Below are 12,914 nucleotides of genomic sequence, written 5' to 3'. Positions count from 1 at the left end.
TGACAGAGAGCACCGGTGGTGCTGAGCCACACCACCACTGGTGCTCCTGCGCACGATCGGTGGGGCTCAAGCGCACGATCGGGTGGGGCTCAGACGATCGAATACTCAGGGAGGCTGCTGGTCACGGAAACCCTTCAGCACCAGGCGTATCCCAACATCATCGGAGCCGGCGACTCCGTTAGCGTGCACGGCGACGCGGGGAAGCATCTTCGTATGGGCTGCGCCGTGGCTGCTCCGATGGGCGGCCATGCCGCAGTCACCGCGTTGGCCTACCTGCGCTGCCAGCCACCCACCGCACTGTCCATCGGTTTCTTCATTCGATGCCTCAGTCTTGGACGTCGCAATGGATTCGTCCAACACGTGGGCAAAGACGACGTACCCAAGCGCGTCCAGTTGTCGGGGCGTGCGGGAGCGTGGGTGAAAGAACGCATCTGCGTCGGGGTCATTTCAGGAATCCAGAAGGAACGCACTTCACCAGGTTCGTACTGGACCGCCCCTGCTCCCGGTGCACGGACGTTCCTCCGCGGAGCCCGGCGTTTAAATCAGAGCCGGGTGGTGGCAGGCAGAAAAAAGGCCCCGTGACCGGCATGACTCTCGATCAAAGGGCCTTTACGTGTAGCGGGAGCGGGAATCGAAACCGCGACACCACGTTATGTTCGACCCGATTCGACCTGTTGGACCAACAGCGCAAAACTACGTCAAACTTCGGCGTGACTTGGAGCTCCGTGTAATAAGTGGCCTGATTCTTTCCTGGTACCTCTGCCCGCTCAGGCCCGTCTCGACGCAATAATCGGTGAATAGACAGGCACGCGTCGAGTCCGAATGCGAAGGGCTCAGTGTTTCCGCGAGATCAAGCCCATTGCCAGAGTGCTCCTCGAGTGTTCACGGCAAGAGATCCCCACGAAATCGGAAACCCCGCGGATAATTCCTGAGTTCCGAACTGAGGCGGATTCAGGCTGGCGGAGAACTCGTCGACTCCGAGCATGCCAAGGTTCGATACGGCGAGGCTGCCGACCTCGAGCACACGCCGTTGCAGCCGGTCACGCCGGGCTAAGTCGGCGAGGTCCGCGATTCCGCCGCTGATCGATCACACTGTGATTCCCGTTTTTCAGGCTACGGAACTTGCTGCGAGGCAATCAAGTTGGGCAGCCAGATTAAAAACTTCCTCCAGCTGCACGAAACCGGTGTCTGGCGCGCCGTCGAGTGCGACGAAGAAGGCGCCCATTTCGGCCTGCCAGCGGGCGTTGACCTCGATCGCCGCCATTCCGGACTGAGAAGCCGCCAAGCTCTCGGTTTCGAAGTAGCCAATCAGTAGCCCATCCGGGCGCAGAAAGATCGAGTATCTGTTCCATCCAGTGGACTTCAGTGCACGAAGCATGTCGGGCCAGACCGCAGCGTGGCGGCGGCGATACTCGGGGATCAATTCTGGCTTCACCTGGAGTTGGAAACACACGCGGTGCTGGGCGTGAGCGCTCGTGCTCGACATTGAGGGTCCTTGCTTTTATGTTTGCTTTTATGTTCAAAATATGAATCGATTCAATTATCCACTTTGCGCCCTTACGCTGCAAGCCGCAGGTTGTCGAAGACAAATCGGCGACGGGGGTTGAATGGTTGGACAATGGTCGGAAAATTCCCGGCCGTGCTGGTGTCCGGTCCCAAAACTCCCGGCTGCGCCAGTTTCCGGTGCACTCCAGTGAATGTTTTAAGCTCTTGATGGTGCAGTAGCGCTATAAATCCCCGCGAAAGAGTGTGACAGTGGCAGTGATCGGTGTTCGCGACGTGGCCGCCAGCGCGGGCGTCTCAGTGGGTACGGTCTCAAATGTCCTGAACAGCCCAGGCAAAGTGTCGGCCGGAACCGTCAAACGCGTGCAGGCTGCCATCACGAAACTTGGCTTCGTGCGAAATGACGCCGCTCGGCAACTGCGGGCAGGCCGCAGCCGAAGCATAGGCCTCGTCGTGCTCGACGTGGCCAATCCGTTTTTTTCGGACGTCGCGCGCGGCGCCGAGGAGCGGGCCGCCGAACAGGGCCTAGCCGTGCTCCTTGGCAACAGCGACGAGAATATTGACCGCGAAAGTGCCTACTTGGACCTATTTGAGGAACAACGTGTGCTCGGCGTGCTCATTTCTCCGCTCGGAGACGTAGGGGGGCGGCTGGCCGGCCTGCGAGCCAGCGGAACTCCCACCGTTCTTGTCGACCGTCAAACAGACGATCAAAACTTTTCGTCCGTGGCCGTCGACGATGTTGCTGGTGGATACCTTGCCGTGAGTCACCTGACGTCGACTGGGCGCACCCGCATCGCATTCGTAGGCGGCCCGCACGCCCTCCGCCAGGTCGCCGACCGGCTCGCAGGCGCGCGCAAAGCGATTGCGGAACATACTGGAGCGACTCTTGAGTCCATAGACACGGATTCCCTGTCAGTCCTGCAGGGGCGAGCTGTCGGCGAACAATTGCGTGCAAGGAATCCTGCTGATCGGCCGGACGCCGTGTTCGCTGCGAACGATTTGCTCGCCATTGGAGTGCTGCAGGCCTTCAGCATGCTCGGCGATGTACAGGTTCCCAGAGACGTGGCCTTGATCGGCTACGACGACATCGCGTTCGCCTCTGCGGCCGTGGTGCCGCTGTCGTCGATCCGCCAGCCGAGCGCACTGATGGGGTACACGGCGGTTGACCTGCTTTTGCGCGAAGCGGCGGACGGGGAGGCCTTCGAGCACGAACAGATCGAGTTCCAGCCCGAGCTCGTGGTGCGGGAGTCCACCGGGGGCTGACCCCTGAACCAGCTGCCCGCGCCATCGTTAGTGCACCCCAGTCACCCTTCGGCAGAATGCGACGAGCCCGTCGAAAACCTTTCGGTACCCGACGGGCTCGCTCACCTATTGTCGGCTAGAAATGCATGTTCATTGCGATCGGTTCGACCGCAATTTCGGCGTCTTCCGGGTAACGCTCGGCTTCGATCTGCTGGAGCGTCTTGCCCTGCGTGCGCGGCGCCCACGCGGCACCAACCACCAGAGATACCATTAAGAATCCGATCAGAATGAGCCCAAGCCACGACAGCCCAATCGAGGTAAGCAGGATTGGGAACACCATGCTGAGCAGGCCGACCATGATCCGGGCGACAAAAAACAAGATGCCCTGGGCACTCGCGCGGTACGGCGTAGCGAACAGTTCGCTGGCCCACAGGCCGTAGAAGGCCTGGGCGCCAATCCCGGCGGCAACACCCCAGAGCACTGCGAAGGAGAGCAGCGCGGGCATCGTCGGTTCAGCGAAGACCAACACGGCCCACGCCGCGATCCCGAGAACGGAACCGAGGATGTAGAGGTTCCGACGATTGTACTTGTCGGCTAGACGCATGAAACCGAAGTAGGTTGTCGCCACGGTGAGGCCCCAGACGAGCGCCTGCAAAAGATATTGCTCTGTGGCGCTCTCCACCCCCGCCGCCGCGTAGACGCGGGGCATGAAGATGCCGGCCTGACCTGCCACGATGTTCCAGAACGAATAGACGCCGATGAGGAAAAAGATTGCGGTGATGTTCGCCTTCTTACTGAACAGCTCTTTGACCCCGTGGAACACGTTGGTCGAGGTGGCGTTGGCATTCGACTCCTTCCAAATGGCCGTTTCTGGAAGTCCCTGCCGCATATACCAAGTGACGAAGGCGACAATGAACAGTTGCGCGAAGATGAGTCGGCTGCCGAACAGCCCGAGAGGTTCGACGAGCACAGCAAGGAGAAAGCCGATCAACGGCCCACACGACCAGGCCAATTGGGCCGCGCCTACGTGTTTGGCCCGCTCTCCGGCCGGAGCCTGTTCGGAGAGATAGGTCCACGACGCCGGAACGCCGGCTCCGACGGCGATGCCGGTGATGATGAAGGCAATCAGTAGCATCCAATAGCTTCCTGCGAACACCGCTATCGCCACGCCGATCATGTACAGGATCAAGTCATACGTGTAGATGAACTTGCGACCGTACTTGTCACAGAGTGGGCCACCAATTAACGCTCCCGCGGCGGCCCCGAAGGCGTTGGCGCTAAGCGCCGCGAGAAGCCCAACCGCGAAGTCGTCAATCCCGAATTCCTTCTGCCACAAGGACAGACTCGTGGCGATCGCGATGATCGAACCCGCCTCGATGTAATTGGACATGGCCACGGAGATTGTGGCTTTCATTCCAGTTGTGCTCTTGTTTCCCATTCGGACCACAGGGGTCCTCCTTTGCTGTCGTCATTGATGCAGAGGCTCGTGCCTCACCAACGAGGACGCGATGCGATGGCGCCGGTAGCGCCGCATCCGGACCATAAATTGAATCGATTCAATGGATGCACTAGCAGACTACGGCACGATCGTAAGCCTCGCTAACCACGATCCTCAAGTCGACATATGCGCGAGCTTCCGACTCGAGTTGACGAGTGTCGGAATCGGGCAATACACTCAGGAGTGTTGAAACGATTCAATATTCAAGTTGAGGCCGCGGAAGCGATGGGTTACCCCCCCCTTCTCCGGTCCGAGAGGACAAGGACTCCATGAGCAGGGCAAGCAACGAGCTTCGCGAAGAAATTCTCTACTGGTGCCGCGAGTCGGTCCGCACCGGGCTGAACTTCAACACCCAGGGCAATATCTCCATTCGGTTGCCGGAACATGAGGCAATTGTGATCACGCCGTCCGGCATCCGCTATGACGTGCTGACCATCGACCAGATGGTCGTCGTCGGCTATGACGGGGTCGTCATCGAGGGCGACCTCTTCCCTTCCACCGAAACGGATGTGCACCTTGCGCACTACCGTCGCCGCCCCGATATCAACGCGATCGTGCACACCGAATCGCCGTACGCAAACATGTTCGGCGCCGTCGGCAAGACCATCGACCCTGTGCTTCTGAACATGGTGCTCTATGCCAAGGGTGCCGTGCGGATCATGCCATTCGAGTTCTCCACCAACACGGACTTCGGCGAACTGAGCGCAGCTCTGATGGGCGACGACACGAACGCGGTCGTCTGGGGCAACCACGGCATGATCTCCGTCGGCGATGATGCTGCCGGCGCCTTCAAGGTGGCCGTCGCGGTCGAGGCGAACGCCCAGGTCCTCTATGGCGCACTTTCCCTCGGAACCCCGAACATCCTGCAGCTCGAGAACATCGTCATCCCCGAAGGCGCTCGCCTTCCGTAGTCAGTCGCCGGGCGGTCCCGCGTCGGGGCCTCCGCAAACCCCGCACGACCCATCAGCAACCCAGCAGTATCCCAGCAGTATCCACAGAGAAGTGACCCCATGACGGTAAACGCAGAAACTCTCCTCCTCCTGGAAAGCCAGGCCATCGAGCTCCCCTCCTGGGCTTTCGGCAATTCGGGCACCCGGTTCAAGGTGTTTGGCACCCCTGGCACCCCGCGCACGCCGCAGGAAAAGATCGCGGATGCCGCTCAGGTGAACCAATACACCGCCCTGTCCCCCAGCGTCGCCTTGCACATCCCGTGGGACAAGGTCGAGGACTACGACGCACTCGGCGCGTTCGCCGAAGACCATGGCGTGAAACTGGGCACAGTCAACTCCAATACGTTCCAGGACGACGTGTACAAGTTCGGCAGCCTCACCCACATCGACCCGAAGGTGCGCCAGCGGGCGATCGATCATCACTTCGAGTGCATTGACGTAATGGACCAGACCGGTTCCCGTGACCTGAAAGTGTGGTTGGCAGACGGCACGAATTATCCCGGCCAGGGCGACATCCGCGGCCGGCAGGACCGCCTCGCGGACTCCCTCGCGAAAATCTACGACCGCGTGGGCGCAAACCAGCGTCTCGTCCTCGAGTACAAGTTCTTTGAGCCGGCCTTCTACCACACTGATGTTCCCGACTGGGGAACCTCCTACTCCCAGGTCTCCGCCCTCGGCGACCGGGCGATGGTCTGCCTCGATACCGGCCACCACGCCCCCGGCACCAATATCGAGTTCATCGTCGCTCAGCTGCTGCGCCTCGGAAAGCTCGGCTCCTTCGATTTCAACTCACGCTTCTACGCCGACGATGACCTCATCGTCGGGGCGGCCGACCCTTTCCAGCTGTTCCGCATCCTCTACGAAGTGATCCGCGGTGGCGGCTACGGCCCCGACTCCACGGTGGCGTTCATGCTCGACCAGTGCCACAACGTTGAAGAGAAGATACCCGGCCAGATCCGTTCCGTGCTCAATGTGCAGGAGATGACGGCGCGCGCCCTGCTCGTCGACAATGAAGCCCTCGCCACCGCCCAGATGAACAGCGACGTCCTCGGCGCCAACGCAATCATGATGGACGCCTTCTACGCCGATGTTCGCCCCGACTTGGCCGCGTGGCGCGAGTCCCGTGGGCTCGCCGGAGACCCGATGAAGGCCTACGCGGCATCCGGTTACCAGGAGAAGATCTCGGCCGACCGGGTCGGGGGCACCCAGGCTGGCTGGGGCGCCTAGCTCCACTTAGCCCCCGCGCTTGCTCCCGCGCCGTTGAGATTGCCCGCTTTGCCGGGCACTCTCAACGGAAAGGGAAAAGCACAACACTCCCTTTGACAGCACCCGCCAGTTGAGCGGTTTCGGCGCCAGGCCATGCGGTCGTGGCGCCGAAGCTGCGTTGGGCGGCCCACCCACGATTGAGAAAGTACGAAAATGACGAAACTGACGGATGCCGCCGTGGTCGCGGCCGTCGACCTAGGCGCGACCAGCGGTCGGGTGATGCTGGGCTATATCGGGCAGAACGAGCTGCGCCTGCGACCGGTGGCGCGGTTCCCCAATGGGCCCATCCGCCTGAATGAGGGCGGCCGGCGCGCGCTGCACTGGAATATCGTCGAACTTTACCGCTGCGTGCTGGCCGGACTCACGACCGCGGCCGCCGAAGAGCCCGGCCTCACCAGCATCGGCGTGGATTCATGGGCCGTCGACTACGCCCTACTGCGGCAGGGACGGATGCAGCAGCTCCCCTACCACTACCGGGACGACCGCAACCTGCCGGCCGTCGAGATCGCCCACGCGGTCGCCGGGCCGTCGGAACTCTATGCCGCGAACGGGCTACAATTCCTGCCGTTCAATTCCCTTTATCAGCTCACCGCCGATCTCACCACCGGTGCCCTCGACCTGGCCGACCAGTTCCTGCTGGTACCCGACCTCTTCAACTACTGGCTGACCGGCACCGCGGCCGCCGAACGCACGAACGCGTCGACAACGGGCCTGCTGAATGTGCACACCGGCGACTGGGACACCCCGCTGATCGAACGGCTCGGCTTCGACCGCCGCATGTTCCCGCCTCTCGTCGACGCGGGCACCTGGATTGGGTCGTTGCTGCCCGACGTCTCCGCCGAGATCAAATCCCACAGCCCGATCGCGGTTACGGCTGTTGGCTCGCACGACACCGCATCCGCCGTCGTCGCCGTGCCTGCTGCCAGGGAGGACTTCGCCTATATCTCGTGCGGCACGTGGGGGCTCGTCGGCGTCGAGCTCGACTCCCCCGTGCTCAGCACAGCCGGCCGCGCGCAGAACTTTACCAACGAGGGCGGCGTCGACGGCCGTGTGCGCTATCTGCACAATGTGATGGGGCTCTGGCTGCTCAGCGAGTCCATCCGCACCTGGGAACACGAGGGGCAAACGATCGTGCTCTCGGACCTGCTCCGCCGGGCCGAGGCGGTGACTACGCCCGTGGCCGTGTTCGACGCCGACGACCAGCAGTTCCTGGCCCCCGGAGACATGCCGACCCGCATCCGTGCGCACTGCGTAGAGAATGACCTCCCGGCGCCGCGGTCGAACGCCGAGCTCGTGCGCAGCATCCTGGAGAGCCTCGCGGATGCCTTCGCCCGCGGCGTCGAACAAGCAAGCCTGCTCTCCGGCCGCACGGTCGGGATCGTGCACATGGTCGGCGGCGGATCGCAGAACCGTCTGCTCTGCCAGCTTACGGCCAACCGTACCGGGCTGCCCGTGCTCGCCGGGCCCGTGGAGGCCACTGCAATCGGCAACGTGCTGATCCAGGCCCGCGCGCAGGGGCTCGTCACCGGGTCCCTCGAGGAGCTGCGCGGCCTCGTCGCCCGCAGCTTCAGCCCGGAGCGATACCTTCCGGCCTGCACGCTGGTCAGCCGGTAGTGCCGACCGCCATCCACACGGCAACGACGAAGAAGCGTCCGGCGAACTCGCGCCGGACGCTTCTTCGATGCCCGAGTGTCTAGTAGACCGACCAGTACAGCGCGAGGATCTGCTCCACCGTGACCTCGCGCGGGTTGCCGCCCGTGCATACGTCGTCAAAGGCTGCCTGGGCGAGGGCCGGAAGGTCCTCCTCCTTCGCCCCGATCTCGCGCAGCGTGGTGGGGTTGCCGAGGTCACGGGTAAACGCGGACACCGCCGCGACGGCAGCCATGCGGGCGTCGGCGATCGACAAGTCGGCGGCACCCTCCACCCGCAAGGCCACCGCGATGTCCCGGAAACGCTCGCCGGTAGCATCCGCGTTGAACGCCATCACCGGCGCCAGCAGGATGCCGTTGGCAACCCCGTGCGGGGCGTTGTAGAACGCGCCGAGCGGGTGGGCCATCCCGTGCACGAGGCCGAGGCCCACGTTCGAGTAGCCCATGCCCGCAATGTACTGGGCGAGGGCCATCCGCTCGGTGGCCACGGGGTCGCCGTTGGCCGCGCCAAGCAGGGACTCGGCGATGGTGGCAATTGCCTTGAGGTGGAACAGGTCGGAGAGCTCCCAAGCACCCTTCGTGGTGTAACCCTCGATCGCATGCGTGAGGGCGTCGAGCCCGGTGGCAACCTTGAGCGATCGGGGAGCAGAGGACATCATCTCGGAGTCGACGACAGCAACAACGGGAATCGCGTGCGGGTCGACGCAGACGAACTTGCGCTGGCGCTCGACGTCGGTGATCACGTAGTTGATCGTTGTCTCTGAGGCGGTGCCGGCGGTCGTCGGCACCGCGATGATCGGTACGGACGGATTCTTCGTCGCGGCAACGCCCTCAAGGCTGCGCACATCGGCGAACTCGGGGTTGGTCGAGATGATTCCGATCGCCTTGCAGGTATCTTGCGGCGAGCCGCCGCCGATCCCGATGAGCACGTCGGCACCGGACGCCTCGAACGCGGCCAGTCCGCGCAGAACCGCCTCGATCGGCGGGTTCGGAGTGACATCGGAATACACCTCGAAGGGGAAGCCCATGTCGTCAAGCAGCCGCGTCACCCGTCCGGTCACGCCAGTGTCGACCAGAACCTTGTCCGACACCACAAACGCCTTGGCGAATCCCCGGGAAGCGAGTTCACCGGGTATCTCCGCTATGGCACCCGCTCCGAAGTGCGCCGTCTGATTCCAGATCATTCGATTACTCATGGTCGTAACCACCCTCTAGATTTTATTGAATCGTTTCAATAGTGAAAGCATACTCTTCGACTCGAAAAGAATTAGCAACGGCTCAGACAGACGGACAGGTTGGACGAGCTAAAACCCCACCGGACCAACCAGTGAGTTGTAGCTCAAATTCCCCGTCCACTGACTATTGCGCCGTCCAATCTCGGATCTATGGCTCGCCACATCGGCGCGGCCTTGGGCCGAGAGTCTGTCCTGGCCGGAGGCCCGGCGCTCGGCATTTTCGTGAACGCACATGGCACTTCGCCGTGCTTCGCAACGTTGCCGCCGACAAGCAGGCGCACCTCGGTTCGGCCGACAGGGCATGTGGATGAGGACGGGCATGGGCCGATCTTGCCAGCCGGCCCCGACACGGACGACGGTCGGGCCGCACATGTATTACCGCGTGCCATCTGTGTTCGTGGCATGCCATCAGGGATCTCACTAGGACGACGAACGGGTTTTGCCTGACCAACACCTTGCGGGTCAGCGTGCTCGAGTCACAGTCACAACGACCCCGGACCCGTTATGTGCGTGCACCGCACTCCCTCTGTCGATCCGTGCAGACTGCGCACTATATGGCGAGCACGGCACTGCCAATGGCTGAACGGACGGGGCGATGCTCACAACACGCGAGATTGCGTCGCTCTTACTCATGGGCGCAGTGGCGCTCACGCTCGTTGTTGTCCCTAAATTCCGACAGCACTTTGCTCCGTCGATCATCGGCGCGCTTCGAGCTGCGTTCGCGCCGAAATTGGTTAGCGTCTATCTGCTTGTGGTTGCCGCATCGGCGGCCTCAACCGCGGGTGCCTGGCGCGTTGGCCTCTGGGAATGGAACCTTCTCAAGGACGCGATCATTCTCACAGGCGCCGTTGTGTTGCCGATGGTTGTCCGATCGTTCTCGTTCAAATCGGGCGGGGAACTGGCGCACAGACTCCTTTCCACACTTTCGCTTTCTATGCAGTCGCCGAAAAGGTTCTTTCACGATTCCAAGCGATCCGGAAGCCACTCACTTTCCGACGTGTGCTCGCGTTCATGATCGGCACGCGACTCAGACTTAGCCTCCTCTCACAGTTCAATGGCAGGTACAACGGGGTCGCCGACGGCAACGGGTTCCGAGAGGGCTTGCGACGGATGCGTGTTTTCCGCCTAGACATTAAGCGACGCACTGGCGAGGAAACAGAGCGACTCGCCTCGATTCAGCGCAATCGTGGTCAACCCGGAACGGATGAAGACGGCCTCCATATTGACCGGGGCGAATTCGATGTCACCAAGAAAAGACTTGACTGGATATGGACGTGCCAGAACGGACAGTATGAGCGTCGACAGGACCGCTACTGGGATCACCTCACCGATCTCATCGTCGACGCTGATCGTCACGGCTTGCCCGCCGATCACGGGTTCGTGGTCGAGACCGCCGAGCGAGGACAAGTATGGGGCGCCTGGCGCCGCACTCCTGGGGGAGCTGTGCCGGGGACGGGCGGCGGGGAGCACCGAAGCCAGTACTGCGTTCAAGGGGACACAGTTCCGGCAGGGTGGCCAGGCAAGTCGCCGGAGTGGGTGAACGCTGCGCGCGAAGAGTGGCCTCCAGATTGGAACAAGAACGACGGCACTCGACTGTGACCATACGAATGATCGCAACCATGCTGTCAGGTTGCTCTCCTGTGAGCGCCGAGTTCACCAGCCGACCCTGAGCCAGCGGCCTGTGGCACTCCCCGTCCAGGGTGGACTGCGCCCCGCCCGAGCGGGAAAGCCGCCTGAGTCGCATTTGGCCAGTTCGTAAGGAGCTACCGCTCACACGCGTCGGACGGCACTCGTTGAGACTCTGGCCGTCTTTCACCGATGCGTACGAGACGCGTCCGCACGTATACTCAACGGAGTTTTCCCCGAAACAAAAATCTAGAGCGGAGTCGGACAGCATCCGGGCAAAAGGAAAGGCCCTGAGACCGTTAGAATTGCTGGTCAAAGGGCCTTTATGTGTAGCGGGAGCGGGAATTGAACCCGCGACACCACGATTATGACGCGCCTTAATCGCGAGGGCTGGCCGGAATTGGTCTTAACGCTCGTCTTCCAGCTCATTTGGGAGCCTGTCGTCGCCCGGAGTGGCCCGGAGCGGCCCGGCAAGTCCCGTGAGGTCCCGCACCTAGAGCGGAGTCTTGAGCGGAGTATGGCGAGCTAAACGGCGCGGAGCCGGCGCGCTGCGGCGACCATGCTCGACGTGTCCGTGAGGTCCGTGTACGACGCACGGTTCACCGCCGCATCGTGCCCGAAGAAGGCCGCCCTGATCACCTCAGGTACTTGGGTGAGCAATAGGGAGTTCAATGTTGCCCTCCACACGTGCGTTCGGCTAGTGTCCAACAGCTTGATGTGGAGCTCTTGGGCCAGTTCGACATAGAGCTTCGCGATCTCCGCAGTGCAGTTGCGACGGTCCCAAATGGTCGTTCCATCTGATGGCGAGCCGATGACGTACGCCGGGTGTCCCGTAGCGGCGTTCTGGCGAGTTAATAGCCGCTGGGCGACCCGGTCGTCTAGGACGGGCACGCGGCGTTCTCGATGGGTCTTAGAAATGTCTTCAGTGACGATCACATGGAGCGTGCCGTCATCCTCGGTCTCCATGTGCCGGCTGAAAGTAATCGCGTTGGCTTCGGACACCCGTAGACCCGTCGTTGCTTGGAGGAGGGTGAGGTCGATAGCGTTGCGGCGCTTGGCGATTCTGTCGTCCAACGACCAACGACCCCGGCGCGGCTTGGACTGCCCATCGGCCGGATCAAGGTCCAAAAGGAAGTCCAACACCGAGTAGTACTGCGTCCTGGTGAGCGCCTTTCCACCCCGCTCAACGGTGACAGGCTTGGCGTTCGTCTTTAGGTCGATTGACATGCCCAGCAGTGGATTGCCGTGTATCAGCTCATCACGGTTCAGCTGCTGGAGCACGTATTTTGACAGGACTGTGCGTGCTTGTTTGGCGCTCTCGGCTCCGTGCAGCTTCGCGATTTCCTGAAGACAGGCCTCCAGCGCGCGGAACCGTGTACCGGAGCTAATCGAGTGGCCCTTGAGCGAATCAACGTGCGAGTGTTCTTTGCAGTCTCCTGCGAGTTGCCCTAGGACCGTGCGGTATCTAGCGCGGCTGTTTGGCCGAAGGGGCGCGCTTTCAATTGCCGGCCTCGATACCTGCTCCAAGTATTCAAGGAGCGGCGAAGTGGTCTTCCAAGAGCCTCCGCCAGAGGCAAGCAGCTCGTCGGCGGTGACCTTTGCGCGCTGCCTAACTTCCCCTCTGGTGGCACCCTGAGATCGCCTGTTCACTAGTCGACCGTCCTGGAGACGGAGGGACCAATCGAGAAGCCACAAGTCTCCACGCTTGCGGGGCGTCGTTCGGTCGATCGAGTGCTGCCCCGGGTCGAGGCGGGTCGTGGCTGCGCGTTGTGCACTCATGGTCAGAACACGAACCCGGCTGCAGCGTCTGCGAGCATTCCGCAACGAGCAGCGACGGCGCAGTTGCGAATCACAACCGTTGAGCACCCGCTCGGGCAGAAGGCCAGCGGGAAGGAAGCATTTTTACGGGCCGCAGGTCCGCCAGCCCTGTTGCATGAAGAGCGCA

General features: G+C 62.2%; 11 protein-coding genes. 5 read left to right on the top strand and 6 right to left on the bottom strand.

Annotation, left to right across the window (positions count from 1 at the left end; translation table 11 throughout):
- Positions 1–850: 850 nt before the first annotated feature.
- Together E3T28_RS17735 and E3T28_RS07200 are read right to left on the bottom strand one after the other, a co-directional pair.
- A complete protein-coding gene (locus tag E3T28_RS17735) occupies positions 851–1,072 on the bottom strand; it encodes a 2-oxo acid dehydrogenase subunit E2 (protein WP_420898261.1) in 222 nt (73 codons plus the stop codon).
- Between the two features lie 36 nt (positions 1,073–1,108).
- Positions 1,109–1,486 carry an L-rhamnose mutarotase gene (locus tag E3T28_RS07200; RefSeq protein ID WP_134429323.1) on the bottom strand — a complete coding sequence of 126 codons (378 nt, stop codon included), beginning with the start codon at positions 1,484–1,486 and terminating at the stop codon, positions 1,109–1,111.
- 278 nt (positions 1,487–1,764) lie between these two features.
- Here E3T28_RS07200 and E3T28_RS07195 point away from each other — a divergent pair, with 278 nt between their 5' ends.
- Positions 1,765–2,766 (top strand): LacI family DNA-binding transcriptional regulator, encoded by a 1,002-nt coding sequence (locus E3T28_RS07195; protein WP_198417167.1) that lies wholly within the window; start codon positions 1,765–1,767, stop codon positions 2,764–2,766.
- A 115-nt stretch (positions 2,767–2,881) separates the two neighbouring features.
- Here E3T28_RS07195 and E3T28_RS07190 read toward each other — a convergent pair whose 3' ends face one another.
- A complete protein-coding gene (locus E3T28_RS07190; protein WP_241979215.1) occupies positions 2,882–4,135 on the bottom strand; it encodes an MFS transporter in 1,254 nt (417 codons plus the stop codon).
- A gap of 377 nt (positions 4,136–4,512) precedes the next feature.
- On the opposite strand from E3T28_RS07190, the gene E3T28_RS07185 reads away from it, so the two are divergent.
- The 3 genes from E3T28_RS07185 to E3T28_RS07175 all read left to right on the top strand — a co-directional run bounded on the left by E3T28_RS07185 (position 4,513) and on the right by E3T28_RS07175 (position 8,073).
- Positions 4,513–5,154, top strand: a complete 642-nt coding sequence (locus tag E3T28_RS07185; protein ID WP_134429319.1) for a class II aldolase/adducin family protein — start codon at positions 4,513–4,515, stop codon at positions 5,152–5,154.
- Positions 5,155–5,253: 99 nt separating this feature from the next.
- The gene (gene rhaI, locus E3T28_RS07180) at positions 5,254–6,420 is read left to right on the top strand and encodes an L-rhamnose isomerase (RefSeq protein WP_134429317.1); all 1,167 of its coding nucleotides are present in this window, start codon (positions 5,254–5,256) and stop codon (positions 6,418–6,420) included.
- Positions 6,421–6,612: 192 nt separating this feature from the next.
- On the top strand, positions 6,613–8,073 hold the full coding sequence (locus tag E3T28_RS07175) for a rhamnulokinase (RefSeq protein ID WP_134429315.1): 1,461 nt from the start codon (positions 6,613–6,615) through the stop codon (positions 8,071–8,073).
- A 79-nt stretch (positions 8,074–8,152) separates the two neighbouring features.
- Here the strand turns inward: E3T28_RS07175 and fucO are convergent, their stop codons facing one another.
- On the bottom strand, positions 8,153–9,292 hold the full coding sequence (gene fucO / locus E3T28_RS07170; RefSeq protein WP_241979214.1) for a lactaldehyde reductase: 1,140 nt from the start codon (positions 9,290–9,292) through the stop codon (positions 8,153–8,155).
- Between the two features lie 646 nt (positions 9,293–9,938).
- Between fucO and E3T28_RS07165 the strand changes: the two genes are divergently transcribed.
- Positions 9,939–10,358, top strand: a complete 420-nt coding sequence (locus E3T28_RS07165; RefSeq protein ID WP_134429311.1) for a hypothetical protein — start codon at positions 9,939–9,941, stop codon at positions 10,356–10,358.
- 110 nt (positions 10,359–10,468) lie between these two features.
- Here the strand turns inward: E3T28_RS07165 and E3T28_RS07160 are convergent, their stop codons facing one another.
- Both E3T28_RS07160 and E3T28_RS07155 read right to left on the bottom strand, forming a co-directional pair.
- On the bottom strand, positions 10,469–10,750 hold the full coding sequence (locus tag E3T28_RS07160) for a hypothetical protein (RefSeq protein WP_134429309.1): 282 nt from the start codon (positions 10,748–10,750) through the stop codon (positions 10,469–10,471).
- A gap of 744 nt (positions 10,751–11,494) precedes the next feature.
- A complete protein-coding gene (locus E3T28_RS07155) occupies positions 11,495–12,250 on the bottom strand; it encodes a site-specific integrase (RefSeq protein WP_134429307.1) in 756 nt (251 codons plus the stop codon).
- Between the last annotated feature and the right edge of the window lie 664 nt (positions 12,251–12,914).

This window comes from Cryobacterium sinapicolor, assembly GCF_004403465.1.
Taxonomy (GTDB): domain Bacteria; phylum Actinomycetota; class Actinomycetes; order Actinomycetales; family Microbacteriaceae; genus Cryobacterium; species Cryobacterium sinapicolor.
The sequence above is the reverse complement of the archived record's forward strand: the minus strand, read 5'-3'. Positions and strand labels throughout refer to the sequence as shown.